General features: G+C 57.9%; 25 protein-coding genes. 14 read left to right on the top strand and 11 right to left on the bottom strand.

The window, feature by feature from the left end; genetic code table 11:
- Positions 1-49 precede the first annotated feature (49 nt).
- The 7 genes from ACN0SW_RS14675 to ACN0SW_RS14645 all read left to right on the top strand — a co-directional run bounded on the left by ACN0SW_RS14675 (position 50) and on the right by ACN0SW_RS14645 (position 6,578).
- A complete protein-coding gene (locus ACN0SW_RS14675) occupies positions 50-1,390 on the top strand; it encodes an amidase (RefSeq protein WP_417728676.1) in 1,341 nt (446 codons plus the stop codon).
- A 17-nt stretch (positions 1,391-1,407) separates the two neighbouring features.
- Positions 1,408-2,028, top strand: coding sequence for an FMN-binding negative transcriptional regulator (locus ACN0SW_RS14670; RefSeq protein WP_417728675.1), 621 nt, complete (start codon positions 1,408-1,410; stop codon positions 2,026-2,028).
- 61 nt (positions 2,029-2,089) lie between these two features.
- Positions 2,090-2,692 (top strand): glutathione S-transferase, encoded by a 603-nt coding sequence (locus tag ACN0SW_RS14665; RefSeq protein WP_417728674.1) that lies wholly within the window; start codon positions 2,090-2,092, stop codon positions 2,690-2,692.
- Between the two features lie 319 nt (positions 2,693-3,011).
- Positions 3,012-3,575 carry a ubiquinol-cytochrome c reductase iron-sulfur subunit gene (gene petA, locus ACN0SW_RS14660; RefSeq protein WP_417728673.1) on the top strand — a complete coding sequence of 188 codons (564 nt, stop codon included), beginning with the start codon at positions 3,012-3,014 and terminating at the stop codon, positions 3,573-3,575.
- Positions 3,576-3,587: 12 nt separating this feature from the next.
- Positions 3,588-4,910: a cytochrome b gene (petB, locus tag ACN0SW_RS14655; protein WP_417728672.1), complete on the top strand. Its 1,323-nt coding sequence runs from the start codon at positions 3,588-3,590 to the stop codon at positions 4,908-4,910.
- Between the two features lie 16 nt (positions 4,911-4,926).
- Positions 4,927-5,772, top strand: a complete 846-nt coding sequence (locus tag ACN0SW_RS14650) for a cytochrome c1 (protein WP_417728671.1) — start codon at positions 4,927-4,929, stop codon at positions 5,770-5,772.
- Positions 5,773-5,912: 140 nt separating this feature from the next.
- Entirely contained in the window at positions 5,913-6,578 is a 666-nt protein-coding gene (locus ACN0SW_RS14645; protein WP_417728670.1) for a cupin domain-containing protein, read from the top strand.
- A gap of 48 nt (positions 6,579-6,626) precedes the next feature.
- Here the strand turns inward: ACN0SW_RS14645 and ACN0SW_RS14640 are convergent, their stop codons facing one another.
- Positions 6,627-7,766 (bottom strand): alkane 1-monooxygenase, encoded by a 1,140-nt coding sequence (locus ACN0SW_RS14640; RefSeq protein ID WP_417728669.1) that lies wholly within the window; start codon positions 7,764-7,766, stop codon positions 6,627-6,629.
- 29 nt (positions 7,767-7,795) lie between these two features.
- On the bottom strand, positions 7,796-8,857 hold the full coding sequence (gene mutY, locus ACN0SW_RS14635; RefSeq protein ID WP_417728668.1) for an A/G-specific adenine glycosylase: 1,062 nt from the start codon (positions 8,855-8,857) through the stop codon (positions 7,796-7,798).
- An 82-nt stretch (positions 8,858-8,939) separates the two neighbouring features.
- Between mutY and ACN0SW_RS14630 the strand changes: the two genes are divergently transcribed.
- From ACN0SW_RS14630 to ACN0SW_RS14620, 3 genes are all read left to right on the top strand, one after another.
- On the top strand, positions 8,940-9,449 hold the full coding sequence (locus tag ACN0SW_RS14630) for a DUF721 domain-containing protein (RefSeq protein ID WP_417728667.1): 510 nt from the start codon (positions 8,940-8,942) through the stop codon (positions 9,447-9,449).
- Positions 9,450-9,477: 28 nt separating this feature from the next.
- Positions 9,478-10,086 (top strand): DsbA family protein, encoded by a 609-nt coding sequence (locus ACN0SW_RS14625; RefSeq protein ID WP_417728666.1) that lies wholly within the window; start codon positions 9,478-9,480, stop codon positions 10,084-10,086.
- Between the two features lie 113 nt (positions 10,087-10,199).
- A complete protein-coding gene (locus ACN0SW_RS14620; RefSeq protein ID WP_417728665.1) occupies positions 10,200-11,549 on the top strand; it encodes an aminotransferase class III-fold pyridoxal phosphate-dependent enzyme in 1,350 nt (449 codons plus the stop codon).
- 49 nt (positions 11,550-11,598) lie between these two features.
- Here the strand turns inward: ACN0SW_RS14620 and ACN0SW_RS14615 are convergent, their stop codons facing one another.
- The 3 genes from ACN0SW_RS14615 to ACN0SW_RS14605 all read right to left on the bottom strand — a co-directional run bounded on the left by ACN0SW_RS14615 (position 11,599) and on the right by ACN0SW_RS14605 (position 14,010).
- Positions 11,599-11,883 carry a hypothetical protein gene (locus ACN0SW_RS14615; protein WP_417728664.1) on the bottom strand — a complete coding sequence of 95 codons (285 nt, stop codon included), beginning with the start codon at positions 11,881-11,883 and terminating at the stop codon, positions 11,599-11,601.
- A gap of 123 nt (positions 11,884-12,006) precedes the next feature.
- Positions 12,007-13,548 carry an alanine/glycine:cation symporter family protein gene (locus tag ACN0SW_RS14610; RefSeq protein WP_417728663.1) on the bottom strand — a complete coding sequence of 514 codons (1,542 nt, stop codon included), beginning with the start codon at positions 13,546-13,548 and terminating at the stop codon, positions 12,007-12,009.
- 27 nt (positions 13,549-13,575) lie between these two features.
- Positions 13,576-14,010: a universal stress protein gene (locus tag ACN0SW_RS14605; RefSeq protein WP_417728662.1), complete on the bottom strand. Its 435-nt coding sequence runs from the start codon at positions 14,008-14,010 to the stop codon at positions 13,576-13,578.
- Positions 14,011-14,285: 275 nt separating this feature from the next.
- On the opposite strand from ACN0SW_RS14605, the gene ACN0SW_RS14600 reads away from it, so the two are divergent.
- The 4 genes from ACN0SW_RS14600 (at position 14,286) to lpxK (ending at position 17,954) form a co-directional block, all read left to right on the top strand.
- Entirely contained in the window at positions 14,286-14,705 is a 420-nt protein-coding gene (locus tag ACN0SW_RS14600) for a TIGR01244 family sulfur transferase (protein WP_417728661.1), read from the top strand.
- Positions 14,702-15,445, top strand: a complete 744-nt coding sequence (locus ACN0SW_RS14595) for a 2-dehydro-3-deoxygalactonokinase (protein WP_417728660.1) — start codon at positions 14,702-14,704, stop codon at positions 15,443-15,445. The genes ACN0SW_RS14600 and ACN0SW_RS14595 overlap by 4 nt, the downstream gene beginning before the upstream one ends.
- 272 nt (positions 15,446-15,717) lie before the next feature.
- Positions 15,718-16,938, top strand: a complete 1,221-nt coding sequence (locus tag ACN0SW_RS14590; RefSeq protein ID WP_417728659.1) for a 3-deoxy-D-manno-octulosonic acid transferase — start codon at positions 15,718-15,720, stop codon at positions 16,936-16,938.
- A complete protein-coding gene (lpxK, locus tag ACN0SW_RS14585) occupies positions 16,935-17,954 on the top strand; it encodes a tetraacyldisaccharide 4'-kinase (protein WP_417728658.1) in 1,020 nt (339 codons plus the stop codon). Before ACN0SW_RS14590 ends, lpxK begins: the two co-directional genes overlap by 4 nt.
- Positions 17,955-17,967: 13 nt before the next feature.
- Here lpxK and ACN0SW_RS14580 read toward each other — a convergent pair whose 3' ends face one another.
- The 6 genes from ACN0SW_RS14580 to ACN0SW_RS14555 all read right to left on the bottom strand — a co-directional run bounded on the left by ACN0SW_RS14580 (position 17,968) and on the right by ACN0SW_RS14555 (position 25,097).
- Positions 17,968-19,281 (bottom strand): M16 family metallopeptidase, encoded by a 1,314-nt coding sequence (locus ACN0SW_RS14580; protein ID WP_417728657.1) that lies wholly within the window; start codon positions 19,279-19,281, stop codon positions 17,968-17,970.
- Positions 19,278-20,621: a M16 family metallopeptidase gene (locus ACN0SW_RS14575; RefSeq protein WP_417728656.1), complete on the bottom strand. Its 1,344-nt coding sequence runs from the start codon at positions 20,619-20,621 to the stop codon at positions 19,278-19,280. The genes ACN0SW_RS14580 and ACN0SW_RS14575 overlap by 4 nt, the downstream gene beginning before the upstream one ends.
- A gap of 76 nt (positions 20,622-20,697) precedes the next feature.
- Positions 20,698-21,210 carry a DUF3035 domain-containing protein gene (locus ACN0SW_RS14570; RefSeq protein ID WP_417728655.1) on the bottom strand — a complete coding sequence of 171 codons (513 nt, stop codon included), beginning with the start codon at positions 21,208-21,210 and terminating at the stop codon, positions 20,698-20,700.
- Positions 21,211-21,261: 51 nt separating this feature from the next.
- Positions 21,262-21,732: a signal peptidase II gene (lspA, locus tag ACN0SW_RS14565; protein ID WP_417728654.1), complete on the bottom strand. Its 471-nt coding sequence runs from the start codon at positions 21,730-21,732 to the stop codon at positions 21,262-21,264.
- A gap of 7 nt (positions 21,733-21,739) precedes the next feature.
- A complete protein-coding gene (gene purH, locus ACN0SW_RS14560; protein WP_417728653.1) occupies positions 21,740-23,329 on the bottom strand; it encodes a bifunctional phosphoribosylaminoimidazolecarboxamide formyltransferase/IMP cyclohydrolase in 1,590 nt (529 codons plus the stop codon).
- 25 nt (positions 23,330-23,354) lie between these two features.
- The gene (locus ACN0SW_RS14555) at positions 23,355-25,097 is read right to left on the bottom strand and encodes a heparinase II/III family protein (protein ID WP_417728652.1); all 1,743 of its coding nucleotides are present in this window, start codon (positions 25,095-25,097) and stop codon (positions 23,355-23,357) included.
- Positions 25,098-25,101: the final 4 nt, after the last annotated feature.

The following is a 25,101-nucleotide window of genomic DNA, read 5'->3' as shown; positions in this document are numbered from 1 at the left end:
CCGCTCTGCCGCTAGCAATGATTTCTAGCACGGCAGAGGGAGTGATGCGATGCAGGATTGGTTGAGAATGACGGCGGGCGATCTGGGCCGTGGTATTGCGCTTGGGGAAATTGACCCTGAAGCGCTGACGGAGACCTATCTGGCGGCCATCAACAATCACCCGTTGCGGGACCGTATCTATAGCGTCGTGACCGAAGATCGCGCACGTATCGAGGCTGCGGCAGCCTCTGCCCGCGCCAAGGCGGGGCAGAGGCTTGGGCCGCTTGACGGGGTCCCGATCAGTTGGAAAGACCTCTTCGACAGTGCGGGCGTGGCGACCGAGGCGGGGTCGGCGCTGCTCAAAGGTCGGGTGCCTGAGCATGACGCTGAGGTTCTGCGCAACGCCACTGCGGCAGGCCTCATCTGTCTGGGTAAAACGCATATGAGCGAGTTGGCATTTTCCGGTCTGGGCCTCAACCCGATCACAGCCACACCGCCAAGCGTGAACGATTCAGAAGCGGTCGCGGGGGGGTCCTCCTCTGGTGCGGCAGCGAGCGTGGCCTTTTCGCTCGCACCCTGTGGCATCGGGTCTGACACTGGCGGGTCGGTGCGCATCCCATCCGTATGGAATGACTTGGTAGGGCTCAAGACCACGTCGGGGCGGGTGTCGCTAAAAGGCGTTGTTCCGCTCTGTGCAAAATTCGATACGGTGGGACCGTTGGCGCGGTCTGTCGAGGATGCGGCGCTGATGCTGGCAGCGCTCGAAGGGCGCAAGTCTGCTGATCTGCGTGGCGCGTCCCTCAGGGGGCTGCGGTTTGGCGCTCTGCAAACCGTTGTTCTGGACGATATCAGACCCGAGCCATCGCAGGCCTATCATTTGGCATTGACAAGGTTGCGCGAGGGCGGTGCAGTGATTGAAGAAATCGAGGCCCCGGAAGTGGCAGAGGCGCTACCACTCTCGCCTATTCTCTTCACAGGTGAGGCCTATGGTCTGTGGCGTGATACACTCGAAGCAGCACCGGACAAGATGTTCCCGCCTATTCTGGACCGCTTTCGGAGTGGCAAGGACATATTGGCAGCGGATTATGTTGCGGCTTGGTACAAGCTGGACACCTTGCGCGCGACTTGGGAGGCGCGTGTGGCGGGCTATGATGCTGTGCTGATGCCCACGGCTCCCAATTTGCCACCGCATCTGGATCGTCTGATGACGGACGGCGATTACTATGTGACCGAGAACCTGCTGACTCTGCGCAACACCAGAGTGGCCAATCTCTTGGGATTGTGTGCGATCACTCTGCCTGTGGGGTTGGCAAGTTGTGGCATCATGCTATGCGGCAAGCCGTTTCAGGAAGAGCGGCTGCTCCGGGTGGCCAAAGCTGCGGAAGATGTGGTTGCTCCACGTCAGGCATAATAGAAGAATAAAACCAGATGCATCCCAACCCTGCCTTTCGTCAAGCACCCAAGGCCAGTAGCGTCGCTTTTGCCCGCGAACGCGGCTTTGGCATTCTCGCGGTTTGTGGCGAGGATGGGCCGCTCATGAGCCATATTCCGTTTCTTCTGAGCGAAGATGGCCAACTTGCGGAATTCCATCTTGTTCGATCCAACCCGATTGCGCGGCTGATGCATTCGCCGCTCAAGGCGAGGTTGGCGGTGCAAGGACCACAATCCTATGTCTCGCCTGATTGGTATGGGGTCGAAGAGCAGGTGCCGACGTGGAACTATGTCGCCGTGCATCTGATTGGCCAAGTGCGTTTGCAGCCGCAAGACGACATGCGCGCTCTGCTGGATCGTCAATCCGCCTATTTCGAGACCCGGCTCTTGCCAAAGCCTGAATGGGTGGCGGACAAGATGACACCCGAAGTTTTAGAGCGGATGATGCGTCAGATCGTTCCCTGTGCGTTGCGTGTGGATGAGATCGCGGGAACGTGGAAACTGGGCCAGAACAAGCCGGATGAGGTGCGCTTGCGCGCCGCAGATCATCTGGGACTGGCAGGGCAAGGGCAGGAAACTGAAATGCTCGCAAACTTGATGCGTGATCCGCCTGTCTGAGCAGCTTTACAGGCGCAGTTCGCGCCCATACCGTTATGAACGAAAACCATAGGAGCGCGCCATGAAACTCATTTCTTCCCCTCTTTCGCCCTTTGTTCGCAAGGTTCGCGTTCTATTGCTCGAAAGCGGATTGGCCGATCATGTCGAGGTGGTTGAGGTCGCCACTACCCCGCTTGAGACAGATCCACAGGTCGCCGCTGCAAACCCTCTCGGGAAGATACCGGCCCTGATCCGTGGTGATGGTCCGGCGATCTATGACAGCAGAGTGATCACCCGCTATCTTGATGCTCGTGCCGGAGGGCGGTTCTATCCCGAGGCGCGGCTTTGGGAGGTCTTGACACTTGAGGCTACAGCAGAAGGGATTTTGGAGGCGGCTTTGTCGATGACCTATGAGGCACGCCTTAGACCAGAGGCGATGCGATATGCGCCATGGGTTGAGGGGCAATGGGCCAAGGCGGCCCGCGCCCTTAATGCCGTTGAGACGCGTTGGATGAGCCATCTCAACGGACCACTCGATATGAGCCATATCGCTATGGGCTGTGCTCTTGGCTATCTTGATTTTCGCCATGCCGCGCGTGGCTGGCGGTCAGGAAATCCAGCTCTTGTGGATTGGTATGCAGGGTTTAGCGCGCGTGCGAGCATGACGGAAACCGCACCGGAATGACCCGCAGCGGGCGGTAAGGCAGACTAGTCCAACGGTGACAGGCGGGCGGACAGAACCATAATTTCTGCAGAGACGAATTTCAGTCTGGTCAAAAAACACTGAGTTCAGTTTCTGGTTATGTCGTCCAAACACGCTGCTTAAGCCCTTGATCCGAGTACCACAAGCGCGACACATGCGCGCTCTGATTACTTCTTGCGGTATTGCAGGCTGGACGGCCCTCAAAAGCCCCGCTAAATAGCCGGTCATACTGACCACAGGGAATCCGGTGGTCCACATCGTATGAGGCCGATTGCGGCTCTGATATAAGGGAGAAATTCTCGTGTCCCACGCAGAAGATCACGAAGGCACTCGGAGGGATTTCCTCTATTATGCCACCGCAGGTGCAGGTGCCGTGACCGCAGGTGCGGCTATTTGGCCGCTGGTCAACCAGATGAACCCATCAGCGGACGTTCAGGCGCTGTCTTCTATCCGGGTCGATGTGTCTGGTGTGGAGCCCGGCACGCAATTGACGGTAAAATGGCTCGGTAAACCGGTGTTCATTCGCCGTCGCACAGAAAAAGAGATTTCTGAGGCGCGCAGCGTTGATGTGGAGACGCTCCCCGACAGTCTCGCGCGGAACGCAAACATCGCCGCGACAGCGCCTGCGACAGATGAAAACCGCACGCTCGACGAGGCCGGGGAATGGCTCGTCGAAATGGGCGTATGCACGCATCTTGGCTGCGTTCCGATTGGGGACGGTGCCGGTGATTTTGGTGGCTGGTTCTGTCCGTGCCACGGTTCGCATTATGACAGCGCAGGCCGCATTCGCAAAGGGCCAGCTCCGGAAAACCTTCCGGTGCCGCTGGCCGAATTCGTCGACGACACGACGATCAAACTGGGATAAGGAAACGCGCAAATGTCCGGAATTCCGCACGATCATTACGAGCCCAAGACGGGCGCCGAGAAATGGCTTCATTCGCGCCTGCCTATCGTTGGCTTGCTCTATGACACCATTATGATCCCCACGCCCAAGAATCTGAACTGGATGTGGATCTGGGGTATCGTTCTGACTTTCTGTCTGGTGCTGCAAATCGTCACCGGCATTATTCTGGTGATGCATTACACACCGCATGTCGATTTGGCCTTTGCCTCGATCGAGCACATCATGCGTAACGTGAACGGCGGCCACTTTATTCGCTACCTGCATATGAACGGTGCATCCCTGTTCTTTGTGGCGGTTTATCTGCACATCTTCCGCGGTCTTTATTACGGCTCATACAAAGCCCCGCGTGAGGTGACATGGATTATCGGCATGTTGATCTACCTCGCGATGATGGGCACGGCATTTATGGGTTATGTGCTGCCATGGGGGCAGATGTCATTCTGGGGTGCCACAGTGATCACCGGTCTCTTTGGGGCGATCCCTCTCATCGGTGAATCGATCCAGACTTGGCTTTTGGGTGGGCCTGCGGTGGACAATGCCACGCTGAACCGCTTCTTCTCGCTGCATTATCTGCTGCCCTTCGTGATTGCGGCGCTTGTTGCACTGCATATCTGGGCGTTTCACACCACGGGCAACAACAACCCGACCGGTGTTGATGTGCGCCGCAGTTCCAAGGCTGAAGCGGAAAAGGACACCGTGTCGTTCTGGCCTTATTTCGTGATCAAGGATCTCTTTGCCCTTGCAGTGATCATGGTTGTGTTCTTTGCAATTGTCGGCTTCATGCCCAACTATCTGGGTCACCCCGACAACTACATCGAGGCCAATCCGCTGGTTACGCCCGCGCACATCGTGCCGGAATGGTACTTCCTGCCATTCTACGCGATTCTGCGTGCATTTACCGCTGATGTTTGGGTGGTAATGTTCGCAAACTGGATCACAGGTGGTATCGTCGATGCGAAGTTCTTTGGCGTGCTGGCCATGTTTGGCGCGATTGCAGTGATGGCTCTGGCGCCGTGGTTGGATACGTCTTCGGTGCGCTCAGGCCGCTATCGTCCGATGTTCAAGTGGTGGTTCTGGCTTCTGGCGATAGACTTTGTTGTCCTGATGTGGGTGGGGGCAATGCCCGCCGAGCCTCCCTATTCGACCATCTCGTTGATTGCGTCTGCCTATTGGTTCGCTTACTTCCTAGTGATCCTGCCACTGTTGGGCGTGATCGAGAAACCCGAGGCCCAGCCTGCCACCATCGAGGAAGACTTCGATGCACATTATGGCAAGGCACATTCGCCCGCCGAATAAGAAAGGACGAGGAACAATGTTCAAGAAAACAGGCATTGCGGCCCTTGTGGCCCTGTCCCTCTCCGCTGGTGGTGCATTGGCAGCCGGGGCCGAAGGGCATATCGAGGACGTCGCCTTCTCTTTTGAAGGCCCGTTTGGCAAGTTCGACCAGAACCAACTTCAGCGTGGTTTGAAGATTTACACCCAAGTCTGTGCCGCGTGTCATGGCATGCAGTACGTACCGCTGCGCACCTTGGGGGATGAAGGTGGGCCTCACTTGCCCGCTGATCAGGTTCGTGCCTATGCGGGCCAGTTTGAAGTGTTCGATCCGGAACTCGACGATTACCGTCCGGCGACTCCGACCGATCATTTCCCGGCTGTGACCTCTGCGGGTGCTCCTGACCTCAGCCTCATGGCTAAGAAGCGGGCCGGATTCCATGGGCCTTATGGCACAGGTCTCAGCCAGCTTTTCAATGGCATGGGTGGATCAGAGTACATCTACTCGCTGATGACCGGCTATCACGAAGCGCCCGAATGTGCGCCTGAGGATTTCACCGGGTCGTATAACGCGGCCTTCACCGCTGGTGGCTATCCGGAAGAATGCAAGGACGAGCATGGGCATCACACGGTGCCTGGAAGCTGGATCGCTATGGGGCAGCCGCTCTGGGGCGACGATGTTGAGTTTGACGACGGTACAGAGGCCTCGTTGGAGCAAGAGGCCCAAGATGTGGCGGCTTTCCTGATGTGGGCCGCAGAGCCTAAGATGATGGCGCGTAAGCATGCAGGCCTGACCGGTGTGATCTTTTTGACCATCCTGTCGGTCTTGCTCTATCTGACCAACAAGCGGATATGGGCGCCGATCAAGGGTAAGAAGATCAGTTAAACTCTCGACACATGGATTAATGAACCCCCGCAGCCTCAGGCGTGCGGGGGTTTTCTTTTGGACTCTTGGGCACGTAGGATGGATTGATCTTTTGCTGCACAAGGTTATCTCTGGGAAACAGACAGATCAGGGGACACAGAATGCGACTGAATGCTGATTTTTCCCAACGTGTCGTGATCCGCCCACAAGATTATAATTGGGTGCAATCGCCGGCCACTGGTGTCGAACGTATGATGTTGGACCGAATCGGCCAAGAGGTTGCGCGTGCGACAACGATTGTCCGGTTTGCCCCAGAGTCATATTTCGAAGCGCATACACATGGCGGAGGCGAGGAGTTTCTCGTGCTTGAGGGCGTGTTTTCGGACGAAAGCGGTGATTATCCAGCGGGATCGTATGTGCGCAATCCCATCGGTACCAGCCACAAGCCCCACACCAAAGAGGGCTGCACGATCCTTGTGAAGCTCTATCAATTCGACGTCACAGACACCGAACAGTTCCACATTGACACCCGTACCGCTGAGTTTCGACCCGGTCTGGTTGACGGCCTCAGTGTGCTGCCACTCCATACCGCTGTAAACGAAAACGTAGCTCTCGTAAGATGGGCCCCCGGCACGCGATTCACCGCGCACCGACATTGGGGCGGTGAGGAGATTTTTGTTGTCGAAGGCACTTTTGCGGACGAGCATGGCACCTATCCGGCAGGCACATGGCTGAGAAGCCCTCACCTTTCTGAGCACAAACCGTTTTCAGACGAAGGGTGTCTTATATATGTGAAAACCGGCCATCTTCTTGATCAGGCTGCTTGATCCAACCTCATTGTCGGGAACCCGACTGGATTCCCCAATCTTTCCAATTCAGCGTGGCGTTGGATTTGTCGCCGCGTTGTAGAGCCGCCAATCGGTGATCTCTGGATAATACATCTGGCGCCAACGGCGCACGCGCGGATTCATCACCCGGCGCCATATTGGTGGTACCATCGCCGCCATGGTCATCATTGGATAGCCATAGGGCAGTTGTGGCGCATCTGCGTGAGTGTAGGTCTGCAAGAGCGGAAAGCGGCGGTCGGGTTTGTAATGATGATCCGAGTGGCGTTGCAGGTTAATCAAAAGCCAGTTGGAAGCCTTGTGCGCGGCATTCCAACTGTGGCGCGGCATAACATGTTCGTAATTTCCCTGACCCAAGTGTTTGCGCGTGAGGCCGTAATGCTCAATGTAATTCACCAGTTCCAACTGCCAGACCGCGATGAACGCCTGCCAGAGAAAGAGCGCAAGACCGATCCAACCGCCAATCAGTAGCGCCAATAGCAGCATGAACCCTTGCAGCGCCCAATACCTGAAAAACGGGTTTCTCAGATCGTGCCAAGGGCGGTCGCGTCGCGCCAGCATGTCGCGTTCGGCCTTGAACGCTGACCGCCAGCACTCTCTCAGCACGCGGGGAAAGAACCTATGAAACCCCTCGTTATATCGGGCTGTCACGGGGTCGCGCGGTGTTCCGACATAACGATGATGCACCAGGAGATGCTCTGATCGGAAATGCGAGTAGAGAACCATAGCCAACAGCAAATCGCCCAAGAACCGCTCGCTCTTGTTTTTCTGATGCATCAGTTCGTGGCTATAGTTGATACCCACCGTGCCGCCGATCACGCCGATCCCGAAGAAAAGAACGATGGTTTCAAGCGGGCTGAGATGTGCGTCGCCCGGTCCTGTCACATACCAGATCAGCCAGTAGAGCAGTCCAAATTGCAGCGGTGGCCAGACAAGCGTGATGGCCCTGTACCACGCAAGCTGATCCTCGCGTGTATCCGGGTCTGCGTTTTCGGAATAGAGACCCAGAAAGGCGTCAAGGATGGAAAAGAGGTGCCAGGTCATCACGGGAAGCAAAACTACAGTCCAACTGCCCTTCAAGGCCCCCAATACCGCCACCGGCATCAGCAAGAGAGACATCCAAAAAGGTAGGGCGCGTTTGATTTGGGCGACCCGAGTTGCGGCGATCATATGCATTCCTTGAAAATATCACTGTCACATCACTTCATATCTTTTAGCGCGCCATGAGCGAGGTCAAATACCTTTCGCATGACGGTGGGTAATTCCGCCGGGCGAAAAACCTCTGCAGGCATAAACGCGCCCCGTTGCGGTTGCGTGTGGCGAGGAAGTCGCGCAACGCACACAATCAAGCGAAGATGAAAATGGGTAAAGGTGTGACGCGCCTCAGCATCGAGGCGTCGCCAATCACCGTCAATTGGGGGGGCGGGGTTTGGCGCATTATTCCAATCGCTGTTGGGCCACCCCAGCATTCCGCCCAAAAGACCTTTATCAGGCCGACGCTCCAGCAGCCACGCACCGTCCTCACGTTGCGCCACATAAGCGTAGCCAAATCTGACCGGCTTGACCGGTTTGGCCAGTTTTTTGGGCAGTTCTGCCGCCGTCCCCGCGCGGCGTGCCATGCAGGGTTTCATCCAAGGGCATATCCCGCAAGCCGGGGATTTCGGCGTGCAAATCGTGGCACCCAGATCCATCACCGCCTGTGCATAGTCGCCGGGACGTTCATGCGGCGTAAGCCGTGCTGCCGCTTCGGTCAATTCACGTTTGGCAGTGGGCAGTGGCGTATGGATGTCATGGATACGTGCCATCACCCGCTCGACATTGCCATCTACAACCACCTCTGGCTGGTCATAGGCAATCGCTGCAATCGCAGCCGCCGTATAGGGCCCAATGCCCGGCAAGGCGCGCAGGCCTTCCAATGTGTCAGGAAATCGTCCGCCGTGATCAGCCACAACCACGCGCGCGCATTTCAAGAGATTTCGGGCACGGGCGTAATAGCCAAGGCCTGCCCATTCGCCCATCACCCGCCCATCCTCTGCTGCCGCCAGATCGCCTACGTTTGGCCAGAGTGTCGTGAACCGGGTAAAATACTCCTGAACAGCTGCAACCGTGGTCTGTTGCAGCATGACCTCACTGAGCCAGATACGATAGGGATCAGAGCGCTCTCCCGCCGCCCGCGCGCCGGGACTGACGCGCCAAGGTAAATCGCGGGCATGTCTATCATACCAGTCCAGCAGGATCCGCGCCTCAACGTCATAACGCATAGTTTATCCCCTTGCCTCGCAATCAGGTCTGGCATCCCCTGCCACATGGCATAGATTAGCGCCAGTGAGGAGAGTGCCAACCATGACCGCCCGCAAGGCCACGACATATGGGTTCAAACGCACCTCGGCGCTGCTGCAAACCAGTATACGCCGCGCCTCTGAAACGCGTGGTTTTACGCAATCGCGTCTTTTGACCCATTGGACAGAAGTTGTGGGTGAGGATATCGCCGCGATAGCGCGCCCTGTCGATGTGTCTTATGCACGGCAGGGGATGGGGGCCACGCTAACCTTGCTGACCACCGGAGCACAGGCACCGATGCTTGAGATGCAAAAAGACAAGCTGCGTGAGCGGGTCAATGCCGTCTACGGATACAATGCCATCGCGCGCATTCGAATCACCCAGACGGCCCCTGTGGGCTTTGCCGAAGGGCAGGTGGACTTCACTTACCGCCCCAAGGTCTCAGCCCCCCCCGCATTGGCGCCTGAAACCTTGCAAGCGGCCAGCAGCTTGGCTGCGCCTGTCACGGATGATGGGTTGCGCGCAGCGCTGGAAACGCTGGCGCGCAACGTGTTAACAAAATCGCAACGCTGAACTTCCCAATCAGACCAAGGAAAACGTGATGAAACAACTGATCGCAACCGGGGCGCTTGTCCTTGCCATGCTGACGGGCCCTGTGATGGCGCAAGAAGCAGCCCCTGATACGTCGCAGATCGTCGAGATGACGATGGGTCCCGAAGATGCCAAGGTGACTATCATCGAATACGCGTCCTTCACCTGCCCACATTGCGCGAATTTTCACAAAGGGCCGCTCAAGCAGCTCAAGGCCGATTATATCGACACGGACAAGGTGCACTTCATCTATCGCGACGTCTATTTCGACCGCTTCGGTCTCTGGGCGTCAATGGTGGCCCGGTGTGGTGGGCAAGAGAAGTTTTTTGGGATCTCGGACATGATCTATGAGCAGCAGCGCGAGTGGACCCAAGGGGAGCCCGCACAGATCGCTGACAATCTGCGCCGTATTGGCAAGGTTGCAGGGCTTGAGCCTGATGCGATTGAGGCCTGTCTTAACGACAATGAAAAGGCCAAGACGCTTGTTGCTTGGTATCAGGAGAATGCCGAGGCACATGACGTGAACTCTACACCGACGCTGGTGATCAACGATCAGAAATACTCGAACATGGCCTATGATGAGCTAAAGGCCATCATTGACGAAAAACTGGCGGAGTAACTCCGCACAGAGTATGTGGGTCGGGATTGATGGTCCTGGCCCATTTATCCCTCTGGACAGTCTTTTGCGCCAGTGGCAGAATTTGATCAAATTACACGTGCCGGAGTACCCCAATGAAAGACGACAATTTCCTGCGTGAGATGAACGCGCGACACCTGTGGCACCCGATGGGCCACCCCGGCGAGCAGCAGGTCAACGCGCCCAAGATCATCAAGAGCGCCGCAGGCGTGCGGATCACAGATATAGACGGGCATGATCCGGTGGATGCTGTCGGGGGGCTGTGGTGCGTCAACCTTGGCTATTCCAACGATGTGATCAAGCAGGCGATGACCGATCAACTTTGGCAGCTCCCGTATTATTCAGCCTTTGCGGGCACCACCAACCCGGCAGCTATTGAGGCGTCCTATGCGGTGCAGGAATTCTTTGCCGAGGATGGAATGACGCGGGTATTCTTCACTTCGGGCGGGTCCGACAGCGTGGATACGGCCCTGCGCATGGCGCGACAGTATCACCGCCTGCGCGGTGAGCCCACACGGACCAAGTTTCTGAGCCTCAAGAAGGGGTATCACGGCACTCACTGGGGTGGCGCTTCGGTCAATGGAAATAACCGTTTCCGTATAACCTATGAGCCGCTGTTGCCGGGGTGTTTCCACCTGCCGAGCCCGTACACCTATCGCAATCCCTTTGACGAAACGGACCCTGCGAAGCTTGCCCAAAAGATCGCGGCCGCGATGGTGGATGAGATCGAGTTTCAGGACCCTTCGACCATCGCCGCCTTCATCATGGAGCCGATCCAAGGTGCGGGCGGTGTAATCGTGCCCGATGCCAGCTTTATGCGGCTGATGCGCGATGTGTGTGACCGTTACGGAATCCTGATGATTTCGGACGAGGTGATCACCGGCTTTGGCCGCACCGGCGATTGGACAGGAGCGCGCCATTGGGGCGTGCGGCCTGATATGATGACTATCGCCAAAGGTATTACCAGTGGGTATTTTCCTGTTGGGGGCGTCGTTCTGGGCGATAAAATCGCCGATGTTTTTGAAAAGGCTGGCCCCGAAGGCAGCATCTGGACCGGCTACACCTATTCGGCGCATCCAGTAGGAGCGGCGGCAGTTGTGGCCTGCCTCAGCGAAACGTTGCGCCTCGACACCAAGAGCAACGCGGCGGTACGTGGCAAGCAGCTCTATGACGGGGTCTGCAAGCTGGCCGAGAAATATGACATCATCGGCGATGTGCGTGGCGGTCATGGTTTGATGATGGGGATCGAACTGGTCAGCGACCGCGAGAAGAAGACGCCGATGGATGCCGCGACCATGAAGCGGGTGCATCAGGCGACCTATGAGGCGGGCGCGATGGTGCGTCTGGGGGCGCATAACATCCTGATGTCGCCGCCCTTGGTGATTTCCGAGGCGGAAATCGACGTCATTCTGTCATCGCTCGATGCCGGGTTCGCGGCGGCCTGAGCCATACCAAGCGCCCTAAGGGGCGCTTGGTTCGTTTTCCGATCACGTCTTAGCTGAACCGGCTCCAGGCTGATTTCATGGCTTTGGACATGTTGTCCCAAGCCTGATCGGTGCCGGTCTTGAAATCTTTCCATGCTTCAAGGCTGGCCGCCTGTATCTTGTCATACTCGGTTTCCATCTCGGCGCGCTTTTCGCGCAGGATCTTGATCTGCTCTTGGTATTTGATCTGCATGTCGGCAGAGGCCTCGCGCGATTTCGCCTGAAGCTTGTCGATCTCGGCTTTCCATTGGTCGAGTTGGGCGTGCAGTTTTGCCTGATAAGCGTCTTTGTCCATGACGTATCCTCCTTATGGGAAATGGTCGTATTGGGCTGTGTGTCACCTATGCACGATTCCCGGGAAACCAAAGGGGCCAGCGGATGTTCGCTGGCCCCTGAGTATTGCATGAAAGCGCCTGATTTACTCGTATTTCGTGATCTCGCCGGATTTCAGGCGGCTGAGGTAGCTGTTGAGCTCGCGCTTGACGATTGGCATCAGGAAATAGAGACCGATGATGTTGACCACCGCCATGGCAAAGATCGCCGCATCCGAGAAATCAATCACCGGCCCAAGATTGGCCGCCGCGCCGATCACCACGAAGATGCAGAAGATCACCTTGAACACCAGTTCCGTAGTTTCGCCTTCGCCGAAGAGGTAGGTCCAGGCCTTGAGGCCGTAATAGGACCAGCTGATCATTGTTGAGAAGGCGAACAGAACCACCGCTAGCGCCAGCAGATAGGGGAACCAGCTGATCGCGCTGCCAAAGGCCGCCGAGGTCAGGCCCACACCTGAAGTGCCACCGACGGTCTGGATGGCCGTGCCTGCCTCATTGAGCAGGTAATTGCCATCAGGCCCCGCCACCAATTGACCTGTAATGATGATCACAAGCGCCGTCATGGTGCAGATCACGACCGTGTCGATGAAAGGCTCGAGAAGCGACACGAAGCCTTCGGTGATTGGCTCTTTGGTACGCACCGCAGAGTGCGCAATCGCAGCCGAACCAACGCCGGCTTCGTTTGAGAACGCCGCCCGCTTGAACCCTTGGATCAGCGCGCCGACCATACCGCCTGCAACACCAAGCCCGGTGAACGCGCCGTCAAAGATCTGGCCAAAGGCCCAACCAATTTTATCGGCGTTCATCAGAATGATAATCAGCGCAGTGCCGACATAGAGGATGCCCATGAAGGGAACGATTTTTTCTGTGACCTTGGCGATGGATTTGAGGCCCCCAACAATCACCGCAAAGACCACACCGGCAAAGATCACCCCGGTGATCCAGCCCGGATAGGCGCCAACAATCCCGGAAATCTGCTGATGTGCCTGATTGGCCTGAAACATATTGCCGCCGCCCAATGCCCCGAGAATACAGAAGATTGAGAACAGGACGGCGAGGATCTTTCCGCCTGGAATGCCACGTTCGGCAAAGCCTTTGGTCAGGTAATACATTGGTCCGCCGGACACGCGCCCGTCTGGATATTCATTGCGGTATTTGACGCCCAATGTACATTCGGTGAATTTTGAAGCCATGCCCATCAAACCAGCGAGGATCATCCAGAACGTAGCACCCGGCCCTCCGATGCTGACCGCAACGGCCACGCCGGCGATATTGCCAAGCCCAACTGTGCCAGAGAGCGCCGTGGCAAGCGCCTGAAAATGACTGACCTCTCCGGCATCATTCGGATCCGAGTAGTCGCCCTTGACCAATGCGATGGAATGGCCAATCGCGCGGAATTGCACAAATCCGAAATAGAGTGTGAACACTGTCGCACCGATCACCAGCCAAGCCACGATCCACGGGAATGTTGTCCCCGGAAAGTTGGAAAAGATCAGATTTACGAACCAGCCCGTGGACGTTGCGAAAATCTGATTGACCTTTTCATCAATGGATTGAGCGTAAGCGGGTGCCGCTACGAACGCGGCCGCAACCGCAGCGAATGCCGCAGGAAATGCGTGTCGTTTCATTGTTGTTATCCCTGTTGTTTCTTGTTGTTACGGAACGATGGTGCAGGGCACCGGTGCCGTCTGCACGAGTGCTCCGGCGACAGAGCCGAACACCCGCGCACCAATCGCTGACTGACCGTCCCGCCCGATGATGATCTGAACGGCGTCCTGCTCCTTGGCGATCCGACACAGAAGATCGGCGGTGTTGCCATACCGGATTACGGTTTCGACTGGCATGCCGGCGTCCTGAAGTTCTGCCACGACGGTCGACGTGATCGCCTTCTCAGCGCGTTCCATCTCTTCGCGACGACGCTTGTGCCGCTCTTCCAACTCGCTTGGGGTGAGGAAGGAATAAGGCGACCATTCAAGCACATGCGCCAGCACGATCGTACCCCCCTGAGCACGGGCCCGATCGACCGCAAATTCCAATGCGCGTCTTGATGAAACGCTGCCGTCATAGCCTACGACGAATTTTCCAGACATAACAGGATCTCCCTCACTGTTGTTGCTTATCCGAGTGTTAAGACTTCACCCCGGTATGTCACTCTACCAGAGGTTTCTTTTGCGGTTTTCCCGGATTTCTGGATTTCACGAGCCGATCGCGCCAAATTTGCGGGAAATTCCACCCTTCCTGCAAGATTCTTCGTCAATTTTGCGTGGCGTATCGCCGCGCGCGGCTCTGACGCAGGTTCTGCGCGCACCATTGAACTCATCTCTGGATTTGCGCATATGATAGGCAAACGCCCAAGGAGAGCCTGATGGACCTGCGCCCAATCACCCAAGACTTCACCGTTTCACCGCAGATCAGTTGCGCGGATGTTTCCAAAATTGTCGACGCTGGGTTTCGTTCGATCTTGTGTAATCGACCAGATGGTGAGGACTTTGGCCAGACCCCTTATGATGAGGTCGCCGCTTGCGCGCGTGCCAATGGCCTTGAGGTTCGTTTTGTGCCGATCGTCTCAGGACAAATGACCGAAGCCGATCTTATTGCGTTTCGTGCGGCGCTCGAAGAACTGCCCAAACCCGTGCTGGCCTATTGCCGCACCGGAACACGGTGCACGATGCTCTGGAGCATGACGCGTTTCAACGAACTGGGGGGCGACGAAATCCTGCGCTCCACGTCAAGCGCGGGGTACGACATGTCCGGCCTGGTTGCGCAGCTTGAACGTAACCAATGACGGATTGGGCCGTCCTTGGCCGTGATGGTGATAGGGCCCGCATCTTTGTCTTGCGCGGGCCGCATGTGCTCAACGAAGGGACTGCCCCCGATCCGGCAACGGCGCTTGCGCAGATTGATCCGGTCCCTCGGAATATATTCCGCATCGGAGAGTGCTATTCCGAGCCTTTGCCCACGCAGCTTGTCCCGCACGCCGATCATGGTCTTGCCGGACTTACCCAAGAGACCCCACCAGATGTGATCGACGGCTGGGTGCGGCTGTTGTTGATCGGACTATCGCAAGTGCGCACGAATTGGGACGGGGTTGCGTGGGTGGTGCGAGGTGAACTCAGCCATTGGATACATTTGAGTGCCGGTGAGGCCGTCAGTTGCCAGAGCTTTCTGACACCGCAGCTCATAACCATGCTGGGTGGGGCTTTCCCACCGTGTGAAACCGCAATTTCTGACACCATATCTCGACCAGAGCGTCTGGCTGCCCATCTGCGCGCCGCACAGGTGGCTGGGAATGCAGCTGCACTCAGTGGATCTCTGTTAGGAGCAGAAATGGCAGCCGCTCGGCCCTATTGGCTGGGCCAGAGCGTTAGTCTGATTGCGCCCGAGCCTCGGGCCTCCGGATATGTTGCCGCGTTGACCACTCTTGGCGTCACCCCAAGCGTGTTCGACCCTGACATGCTGATTGCCCCCGCCCTTTCGGCGCTTTGGGGGAGTTTGGCTAATGGTGCTACTCCAACAGACAACTAAAGCTATGCGCGCGCTTGCCCGTTTCATTGTTCTGGAAATACTCAAGGTTTTTCGTCACCATCTGCCTGGAAGAGGGGACACATCCAGATCATGTGCAGTGCTTGACCTGCGTGAGCAACTCAATAGGGTGCGCCTAGCCCGAGACAACCCCAAGGGACGGTCATGACCAATTGTCTGCATTATGTCTTTGGGCCTGTGTTCGTCTGCAACTGTCACAACCTGTGGACTCAGGCGGTGCGACCAACGACATCTGAGACCTTGAGGTAATCTGCATGAGCCGCTCACTCAGCCTTGCGGCCTATCTGGCCTATGCCCGGCGTGCCGGGAGAACGGGTGATATACCGGATCAAGCGCGTCCACCGGGGCCATTGATCTGGGCACATGCGGTGGATGCCGCGCGTGCTGATACGCTGGTGCATCTGGCGGAGCGGCTCGCATCCCAACGGCAGGGATTGCACCTTCTGTTGACTACAACGTCCAAGACGCCTGTGCGGCTTGACACGGCAGGATCGGTGCTTTGGCAATCGGTGCCAGAGGATAATATCCCGGCCGCTGAAACGTTTCTAAAGCATTGGCGCCCTGATATCTGTCTGTGGACGGGTGGTGATCTGAAGCCAGCTCTTCTAATCTGCGCGGCACGGCAAAATATCCCGCTCTATCTGGTGGATGCCGACGAGCCCAATCTTGAGCGAGCCAGCTGGCGCTGGTTTCCCGATATGCCCCGTACTGTGCTAGGGCTGTTTGCAGAGATACTGACCCGGACCGAAGGCGCGGCGCGATTGGTGCGCCGATTTGGTGCCCCAGAGCGTATCGTATCGGTGACCGGTGCGTTCCAAGAAGGGGCGATGACCCTGCCGTTCAATTCTGCAGAGCGCGAAGAGATGGCGGGTCTGTTGCGAAGCCGCCCACTGTGGCTCGCGGCTAAGATCCAGAAGGCCGAACTAGACACCGTACTCGAGACCCACCGCGAAGTCAGCCGTCTGGCCCACCGAAGCCTATTGATTATTGTACCTGACGACTTGGAGGATTGTGGTGGGATTCGTGCAGTATTGGACGCGCAAGGCTGGCGCACTGCAATCTGGTCCGAGGGAGAGTTGCCGAGCGAAACTACACAGGTCATCCTTGCGGATACCAAAGGCGAGATGGGGCTCTGGTATAGGCTTTCGCCAGTGACATTCATGGGGTCGTCGCTGGTGTCTGGCCAGTACGGGCGTGATCCAAATGAACCAGCGGCGCATGGCTCGGCAATTCTTTATGGTCCCAACGTTGGTCGTTATCTCAATCGTTATTCCAGATATGCCGAGGCTGGTGCGGCCCGGATCGTTCGGGATAGTCAAACTCTGACCGCAGCAGTGCAACGTCTGATTGCCCCTGATCAAGCGGCGGTCATGGCGCATGCCGCGTGGGATGTGGCGTCCAAGGGCGCGGCTGTGACCGACCGCATTCAGGACATGCTGTTGGACCGGCTGGATCGGTTGGAGGCCGAGCGATGAGATCCCCCGCCCATTGGTTCACCCCGCCTGAACGCCCTGGTCGAACGGCGCGGTTGCTTTCGCCTCTGGGTTTGTTCTATGCGCGCTCAACTGCCCGGCGATTGGCCTCTGGCCCCGCTTGGCGCGCGCCGGTGCCAGTGATCTGTGTCGGCAACCTCAATGCCGGTGGCACGGGTAAGACGCCCACAGTGCTGGCTTTGGTCGCACATCTACATCGTATGGGGCGCGAACCTGCGATCTTGTCGTCTGGGCATGGCGGAGGGCGGCTTGGACCTCTGCGGGTCGATCCACGCAGACATACCTCTGCGCAAGTGGGAGACGAGCCCTTGCTCGCAGCCGATTTCGCGCCCACCTGGATTGCGTGTGACCGGGTTGAGGGCGCGCGCGCGCTGTTGTCTGCGGATCGTGAGGGTAAGCCTCCGTTCGACTGCATTGTAATGGATGACGGGTTCCAAGACCCGTCACTGGCCAAAGATATTTCCATTGTTGTCGTCGATGCGGTGCGCGGGTTTGGCAATGGCCTGTGTATTCCGGCAGGTCCCCTGCGTGAGCCTGTGGCAACCGGCCTTGAACGCGCGGAGCTCTTGCTTTCCATTGGGCCGCGCAACGCGCAGGATCGATTTGCGACCCTTTGGGGCAAGTCGATCAATCTCCCTCATCTGCGGGGCGATTTGCAACCGCTCAAGACCGGAATGGAATGGGCAGGCGCGCGCCTCTTGGCCTTTGCTGGCATTGGACATCCGGGCAAGTTCTTTGCTGCCTTGCGGGAATTGGGGGCAGAGTTGGTGCGTTGCGAGGCTTTCGAGGATCATCAACCTTTCACGCAAGGGCTGTTAACGCGTCTCGAACGCGAAGCCAGTCTACGCGGCGCACAATTGGTTACAACGGAAAAGGACGCCGTGCGCTTGCCACAAGAATTTCGCCGCAAGGTTCTGACCCTGCCGGTGCGTCTCAACGTAGCGGACATATCAGCGCTGGACGCGGCCCTCACGCGGGTGGGGCTGCGTCAGGGCTGAGCGGTACCAGCCTTTAGTTGATGGAACTTTCCAATCCGTCAGGTTGTCCCACCACAACAAAAGTCAGAGCTTCGGGGCTCATTAATTCGCGCGCGACCCGTTTCACGTCCTCGAGTGTCACTGCGTTGACTTTGTCGTTGCGCGTGGAGATGTAATCGGTTGGAAGGCCCTCCATCTGCATGCCGACGGCGATATCTGCAATCGGGCCGTTGCCTTCAAATTGCAGCGGGTAGGCTCCGGTCAGATAGGTCTTGGCGTTCTCCAGTTCTTCGAGGGTCACGCCCTCGTTGCGCATCCGGCCCCATTCAGCGCGAATGACGGTAATAGCCTCGGCGACGCGGTCATTGGCAGAAGCGACCGATCCCATCCAAAGCTGTGCCGCATCCTTGTCTGCCAGATAGGAATAGACACCATAGGTCAGTCCGCGCTTTTCGCGCACCTCGGTCATCAGACGGCTCTCGAACCCGCCGCCGCCTAGAATATAGTTGAGGATATACGCCGCAAAGAAATCGGGGTGATCCCGGTCAATGCCCTTTTGAGCAAAGGTCACGATGGATTGTGGGGTTGCAAAGTCGATGACCTGAACCCCACCGGGTAGATTGGGGTCGACCGTGACAGGCAACGTGGCACCTGTTTCTGGCAGGGCGCCGAGCAGATGATCGAGAAGCTTTGCCAGATCCGTTTCCGTGATGTCGCCCACTGCACTGATGTACAGTCTGTCACGTGCAAGGGCCGCCGTATGCGCGGCGACAATATCCTCGCGCGTCAGCGCCGCGACACTTTCGATCGTGCCATCAAGTGAACTGCCGTAGGGATGATCGCCGAAAACAAGGCTATCAAATGCTTTGCCGACCAGATCGCGTGGATTGGTCTGTGATGCGCTAATCATTGAAGTAACTTGCCCACGCACCCGCGCGATGGCGTCGGGGTCAAAGCGCGGCTGCAACAGGCTTTTTCGCAGAAGATCGACTGCCTGATCACGATTTTCGGTGAGAAACTGGGCTGAAACGCTCACACGGTCATCGTTTACGGAATAGCGGAAATTGGCTGCGAGAGACTCGGACGCGCGGGCAAACTCTTGGGCATCAAGATCCGCAGCGCCTTCTTCCAACAGAGCGGCCATCAGATTGGTCACTCCGCGCTTGCCATCCGGATCAAGCGATCCGCCGCCGCGAAACCGTAACTCTAGCGCTACGAACGGGATTGAGTGGTCCTCGACCAACCACGCGTTTAAACCGCCTGGCGTCGTAAATTCCTTGACCTCGACCTCAGCGCGCGCGGGCAGAGCGGCCAGCAAGAGGATAAGACTGAGAGCGAAACGGATCATTGTGTGACCTCCGGTGCCATGAGCCAGCCGGTTACAGATTGGGTGCGGTCAAAGACTTCGCGTGCGGCCTGCATGATCTGATCTGCGGTGGTGGCTTGCAGGATGTCAGGCCATGCCTGAACATCGGCGACTGTCAGCCCTTGGGTCAACGCCTGACCATAGCGGTTTGCAAGGCCTCCGACGTCGTCACGGGCGTAGATTTCAGAGGCGCGGAACTGCATTTTGATCCGCTCTAGCTGCGCGGCGTCAACGCCTGTTTCCAGAAAAGTGGTCAAAACATCGTCCATTGCTGTCTCGGCCTGCTCCAGCGTCACGCCTGCGGCAGGTACGATGTAAAGATCGAATGTGGTGTCATCTAACGACGAACCTGAATACGACGCCCCCACTTGCACCGCTGTCTGGCTCTCGAACTGCAAGTTCTCGGCAAGGACCGATGTCTGACCTCCTCCCAGAATATCAGCCAGCAGGGTCAGCGCGGCTGCCTTATCCTGAGCCCCACTGTCACGCTCGGGTGCGAGATAGGACCGGCTCACATAGGGTTGCGAAACACGCGCGTCCTGAAATGTGATCCGGCGTTCCGCCATTTGTGGTGGTTCTTGTGGGCGGATGCGCTCGGGTAGGTTGGCATTGGCGGGGATGGGACCGTAATAGGTTTCTGCCAATTCGCGCGCCGTCTCTGGCACGACATCGCCAGCGATAATCAGGATGGCGTTATTTGGGGCATAATACTCGCCGTAAAAATCAAGCGCGGCATCAAGATCGAGCGCCTCCATCTCGTGTCGCCAGCCGATAATCGGCACGCCATAGCGGTGATTCAGATATTGCATGGCGTTTTTCTGCTCGCGAAAGAGCGCGCTCGGGCTGTTCTCTACCCGCTGATTGCGTTCTTCGATGATCACGTCCCGCTCTGTCGCAATATCGCTCTCATCAAGTTGCAGATTGGTCATGCGATCCGACTCCATTCGCATCACCAATTCTAATCTGTCCGCAGCAATGCGTTGAAAATAGGCCGTGTAATCATAGCTGGTAAAGGCGTTGTCAGAGCCTCCGTTCCGCGCGACGGTTGACGAAAACTCGCCCGGGGCTACTGTATTTGTGCCCTTGAACAGCAAATGTTCGAGAAAATGTGCAACACCGGATACCCCCGGCTTCTCGTCGGCTGATCCTGCACGATACCACAGCATTTGCGTGACCACAGGGGCACGGTGATCTTCAATCACCACGACCTCAAGCCCGTTTTCGAGCGCAAATGATGTCACCTTATCATCGGTCAAGGCAAATGTGGCGGGCGCTGACAGAATGCTGAGGGCCAGCGTAAGGCAGGCGAGACAATGACGCATATACGATCTCCGGTCGATGAGGGACGTTTGAACTAGTAGATACGTCTTGGCTGCGCAGTTTCAAGCAACTTACAAGTTACTTGGGTGCCGGCGGACTGGCCGGGGTCAGGACACCCCGGTTGCGCATCCACTCTTCCTCGGCATAGGCGTCCAACCACTCGCGGCGATAGGCCTGCACATAGTCGTCGCCAGGTAGAAAGCGCAGGATGTCGACGCGCCCATGCTGACGGCGCAATTCCTTGTCCTCTGCGGCAAGGGTCTGACGAATGCTTGGCGTGGCGCCAAATCGGTTGGCGTGATTGACAAGAGCACCGTTGCTGGCGGTGCCCCCGTTTGGATTTCCACCCAAAGCGGCCAATCCATCCGCCAGAGGATTCTGATCCGTAAGGTTGGCACCACCCGGATTGGGGGTGGGCAAGTTGGCAAGATTCTCGGGCGTCTGCAGAGGCTTGCCGGGAAGGATCGAAAACTCATCCGGCCCGTTCCCCGTATGACGGATACGGCTCAGCGTAACGTCATCGCGTCCGCCACATCCGGCCAGCACGGTCACTACCAAAAGGCTCAGAATTGTCTTATGCGGCATCGCCATCGCCACTCTCCTGCAAAATCACCTGAGCCTTATCGCATTCAAAGCCCAAGGTCACGAGGGCTTTTTGCCGGATGGCAACAGAACCATGCCAAAGGCCCCGACAAAGACTGCGATATCGGCGATGTTGAACGCAAAAGGATTGTTGATGCCGCAGCAGGACATGTTCAAAAAGTCTGCAACCGCACCATAGATCAAGCGGTCGATGACGTTCCCAAGGGCGCCCCCGACGAGTAATCCAGCCGCGAGCCGATGCCAGCGACCTGCAGGATCGGTGTGCACCCACCAAAGCACGGCCCCCGAGATGACCAAGGCTACGGCAATCAATATCCAGCGTGTGAGCGGGCCATCGCCCGCCAACATTCCGAAATTGATCCCGTAATTCCACGCCATGCGCAGGTTGATGAAGGGCGGCAAAACGTCAATCGTACCCAACGTACGCAGATCCAGAACATGCACGATCAGATATTTTGTGGCCTGATCCAGTAGAAAGACCCAGAATGCCGTCCAGAAAACGATCCGCATCTGCGCGTCAGTGTCTGAAATGGCGCATGCCGGTGAACACCATGGCAAGCCCTGCCGCATCCGCCGCTGCAATAACTTCGTCATCGCGCATCGACCCGCCCGGCTGGATTACGGCCGTTGCCCCTGCCTCGGCGGCCGTCAACAGCCCATCTGCAAAAGGAAAGAATGCATCCGAAGCCACGACGCTGCCTTGTGTCAGAGGTGCCGACAATCCTAGCGTTTCCGCCATGTCGATCGACTTGCGCGCGGCGATACGGCAACTGTCCACGCGGCTCATCTGGCCTGCGCCAACGCCGACTGTCGCCCCGTCCTTGACATAGACAATCGCGTTTGACTTGACGTGTTTTGCTACTTTCCAAGCAAAGAGCATGTCGGCAAGTTCACGATCGCTTGGCGCGCGCTTGGTCACAACTTTCAGATCCTCGATCGTGATCCGTCCATTGTCCTTGTCCTGAACGAGATAGCCGCCCGCGACCTGTTTGATCGTCCGCCCTGCAGTTACCGGATCGGCCAGACCTTCGGTCAAGAGCAGACGCAGGTTCTTCTTTTGGGAGAAGATTCGCATTGCATCCTCGGTTGCCCCCGGCGCAATCACCACCTCAGTGAAAATTTGGCTGATTTCTTCTGCGGTTGCAGCATCTAGCGGCTGATTAAGAGCAATGATGCCCCCAAAGGCAGAGGTGCGGTCACAGTCGAAGGCGTGCTTGTAGGCGTCCAACAGTGCCGCGCCCCGTGCGACGCCGCAGGGATTGGCATGCTTGATGATGGCGCAGGCCGGGCCATCGCCTGAAGCAAATTCACTCACCAGTTCAAAGGCCGCGTCGGTGTCGTTGATGTTGTTGTAGCTCAGTTCCTTGCCCTGCACCTGCCGTGCAGTAGCGACGCCGGGGCGGTTCGATCCATCGGTGTAGAATGCTGCCGCCTGATGCGGGTTCTCGCCATAGCGCAGCGTTTGCGCCAACGTGCCTGCAAAGGCGCGGCGGCGCGGGGTTGCGTCGTCGATAGCCCCGGCAAGCCAAGTGCTGACGGCTGCGTCGTAAGCGGCGGTGCGGGCATAGGCGCGTTGTGCCAGCTTGCGGCGGAACTTTGGGCAGGTCGCCCCACCGTGCTGGTCCATGTCGCCGATCAGGGCATCGTAATCCTCGACATCCACGACCACGGCGACATGGGCGTGGTTCTTGGCGGCGGCTCGGATCATTGCAGGGCCACCGATGTCAATGTTTTCGACGCAGTCGTCATAGTCGCCGCCGCGCGCGACAGTTTCTTCGAACGGGTAGAGGTTCACGACCAAAAGGTCTATCGGGCTGATCCCATGCGACTGCATCGCCGCCTGATGCTCGGGGTTGTCGCGCAGGGCTAAAAGGCCGCCATGCACCATCGGATGCAGCGTCTTGACCCGCCCGTCCATCATCTCGGGAAAGCCTGTGACTTCGGAGACATCGCGCACGGACAGCCCCGCATCGCGTAGCGCCTTTGCTGTGCCGCCGGTTGACAGGAGCTCTACTCCACGTTCAACGAGCGCGCGGCCCAGATCAATAAGCCCGGTCTTGTCAGACACAGAGAGAAGGGCACGGGTAATGGGCGCGTGATCGGTCATGTTGGGTGGTCCTGCCTTGGTCGTTTCATTCGTCGGCCACGGGATCAAGCGCGTACTCGTTGACATCGCGGATGCCGACGGGGGTATCTTGCGCCTTGGCCAGTGACCATCTCAGATGCGTCGCATAGTCCATCGCGCGACCGGATAAAACGATCTGTTTGGTCGCACGCGGTTTGAGGCGCGTTTTTTCAAGATACACACTCGGTTGCAAGGACAAAGCGGCCTGTCCGTCGCTGCGGAACACCCAAATTTCACCGCTGCGCAGCGCGAGCGATACTGCTGCCCCGCCCATGTCGACTGAGGCATCCACATCCGGGTGCAGATGGAACCGGACATCATAGGTAATGCCCTTCATTCGAGTCTCGTCCAGGGCCCGGTCAAACCGGCGCTTGTCCGGGTTATCAATGGCAAGAAGCATTTCTTCACCGACCAGCCCGCGCCCGTCGGATGACAGGTCGAGTTGCCGCACATGAGTCAGTCCGTGACTGCGCAAATACCCTTCATGCGCCCCCTCAAACCGCAGCCCGTCAGGTGCCTTGGACTGGTTGACCTGCACAGAGCGCGGTGCCTCGCTCAGCCAGTCGGGATGCCGTTTGTCGTTACTCAGGCGTGCACTCGATCCGTTGGCTAGCACGAGAGCCGAATGCGATGGCGTGGCACGCCCCGCACGCCGCCATTCAGACCCAAAGCTTTGCCCCGAGCCGCAATTGACGATCAGCGGACGACGCCCCGATGTTATTTCAAACGCTAACGTCGATGCATGCGCCCCTGCCGAGGCCGCGCCAGTGGGGGGCGGGGCCGCGTCGATGATCAGGCTGGTTCGTCCTGCGCTCAGGCGTGCAAATCCCATGGCAAGGCCGTCCATCCGTCGGGTTTTGACGCCGCTGGTAGCCAACGCGCTGTCAAGTCGTCCTTCAAGGCCGCGCCCGCCACCATGAAACCGTGCCAGACCACCATCGGCATGCCGCAAGCTGCGCAGGGTAGGAGCGATCCGTTCGATGGCACGCCAATGCGCCTCGCCTGCGGTTCTGCCCGATTCGCTTAGTGCCATGGCGGCCCATGTCAGCAGGGTGAACACTTCCAGTAATTCTTCGGGGTTTCGCGTAGGCAACCCGCCCATTGCATCTATTTGGCCATCACATTCCCGTGCAAGTGCAATCAGCGCCGGGGTCAAGTGTGGTTTCATTCCCTCCAAAGAGAGGGCGGCATAGATGAGCCCCGTCAGCGCCTCGAACCGTGGCAGGCCGGGACGGGCCGCTTGCCAGCGACGCGCGAGAAAAGCTGTTTGCTGTGCCATCGAGCGGTAAAACGGCCCTGAGGCCTCGGACGGCTGACCACTTAACACAAAGAGTGCCTGACTGATCCAGCGAATCAAGCGTCGTCCGGTTAGGTCGGGCGTCCAACCCGGTCCTGTGCCATTGCCGTAACGCGTGATCCACGCCCATATCCAAGCTTGAGCCCGTCTGCGCGCCGCCGCATCCCCCGCAGCGGCCAGATCGTCCAGCCAGCCAAAGCCATGTAATTCTGCCGCAAATCCTGTGTCGGGCGGATCAAGGTCCCAGATACTTGTGTCCGGAGCCTCTACCAGATGCCCGGCAAAAACGAAATTTCCCGCACAAAGTTGTCGGCCTCGGGCGAGATAGCCAATGCTGCGCGGTTCCGGTTGTGATAAAAAGGCTGTGGCGGGGCGGCTCATCGCCGCTCTTCGCGCCGCGAGCCGATTTAGCAGACGCGAACAGCGCTCTGGCAGGGGATCAGGAGTGGACATGTGC

The organism is Roseovarius sp., assembly GCF_048262375.1.
GTDB lineage: Bacteria > Pseudomonadota > Alphaproteobacteria > Rhodobacterales > Rhodobacteraceae > Roseovarius.
The sequence above is the reverse complement of the archived record's forward strand: the minus strand, read 5'-3'. Positions and strand labels throughout refer to the sequence as shown.

Bases quoted from the DNA above. Each gene is read 5' to 3' on its own strand.
- ACN0SW_RS14675 (WP_417728676.1), top strand. From the start codon at position 50: ATGCAGGATTGGTTGAGAATGACGGCGGGCGATCTGGGCCGTGGTATT.
- ACN0SW_RS14670 (WP_417728675.1), top strand. From the start codon at position 1,408: ATGCATCCCAACCCTGCCTTTCGTCAAGCACCCAAGGCCAGTAGCGTC.
- ACN0SW_RS14665 (WP_417728674.1), top strand. From the start codon at position 2,090: ATGAAACTCATTTCTTCCCCTCTTTCGCCCTTTGTTCGCAAGGTTCGC.
- petB (WP_417728672.1), top strand. From the start codon at position 3,588: ATGTCCGGAATTCCGCACGATCATTACGAGCCCAAGACGGGCGCCGAG.
- ACN0SW_RS14650 (WP_417728671.1), top strand. From the start codon at position 4,927: ATGTTCAAGAAAACAGGCATTGCGGCCCTTGTGGCCCTGTCCCTCTCC.
- ACN0SW_RS14645 (WP_417728670.1), top strand. From the start codon at position 5,913: ATGCGACTGAATGCTGATTTTTCCCAACGTGTCGTGATCCGCCCACAA.
- ACN0SW_RS14640 (WP_417728669.1), bottom strand. From the start codon at position 7,766: ATGATCGCCGCAACTCGGGTCGCCCAAATCAAACGCGCCCTACCTTTT.
- mutY (WP_417728668.1), bottom strand. From the start codon at position 8,857: ATGCGTTATGACGTTGAGGCGCGGATCCTGCTGGACTGGTATGATAGA.
- ACN0SW_RS14630 (WP_417728667.1), top strand. From the start codon at position 8,940: ATGACCGCCCGCAAGGCCACGACATATGGGTTCAAACGCACCTCGGCG.
- ACN0SW_RS14625 (WP_417728666.1), top strand. From the start codon at position 9,478: ATGAAACAACTGATCGCAACCGGGGCGCTTGTCCTTGCCATGCTGACG.
- ACN0SW_RS14620 (WP_417728665.1), top strand. From the start codon at position 10,200: ATGAAAGACGACAATTTCCTGCGTGAGATGAACGCGCGACACCTGTGG.
- ACN0SW_RS14615 (WP_417728664.1), bottom strand. From the start codon at position 11,883: ATGGACAAAGACGCTTATCAGGCAAAACTGCACGCCCAACTCGACCAA.
- ACN0SW_RS14610 (WP_417728663.1), bottom strand. From the start codon at position 13,548: ATGAAACGACACGCATTTCCTGCGGCATTCGCTGCGGTTGCGGCCGCG.
- ACN0SW_RS14605 (WP_417728662.1), bottom strand. From the start codon at position 14,010: ATGTCTGGAAAATTCGTCGTAGGCTATGACGGCAGCGTTTCATCAAGA.
- ACN0SW_RS14600 (WP_417728661.1), top strand. From the start codon at position 14,286: ATGGACCTGCGCCCAATCACCCAAGACTTCACCGTTTCACCGCAGATC.
- ACN0SW_RS14595 (WP_417728660.1), top strand. From the start codon at position 14,702: ATGACGGATTGGGCCGTCCTTGGCCGTGATGGTGATAGGGCCCGCATC.
- ACN0SW_RS14590 (WP_417728659.1), top strand. From the start codon at position 15,718: ATGAGCCGCTCACTCAGCCTTGCGGCCTATCTGGCCTATGCCCGGCGT.
- lpxK (WP_417728658.1), top strand. From the start codon at position 16,935: ATGAGATCCCCCGCCCATTGGTTCACCCCGCCTGAACGCCCTGGTCGA.
- ACN0SW_RS14580 (WP_417728657.1), bottom strand. From the start codon at position 19,281: ATGATCCGTTTCGCTCTCAGTCTTATCCTCTTGCTGGCCGCTCTGCCC.
- ACN0SW_RS14575 (WP_417728656.1), bottom strand. From the start codon at position 20,621: ATGCGTCATTGTCTCGCCTGCCTTACGCTGGCCCTCAGCATTCTGTCA.
- ACN0SW_RS14570 (WP_417728655.1), bottom strand. From the start codon at position 21,210: ATGGCGATGCCGCATAAGACAATTCTGAGCCTTTTGGTAGTGACCGTG.
- lspA (WP_417728654.1), bottom strand. From the start codon at position 21,732: ATGCGGATCGTTTTCTGGACGGCATTCTGGGTCTTTCTACTGGATCAG.
- purH (WP_417728653.1), bottom strand. From the start codon at position 23,329: ATGACCGATCACGCGCCCATTACCCGTGCCCTTCTCTCTGTGTCTGAC.
- ACN0SW_RS14555 (WP_417728652.1), bottom strand. From the start codon at position 25,097: ATGTCCACTCCTGATCCCCTGCCAGAGCGCTGTTCGCGTCTGCTAAAT.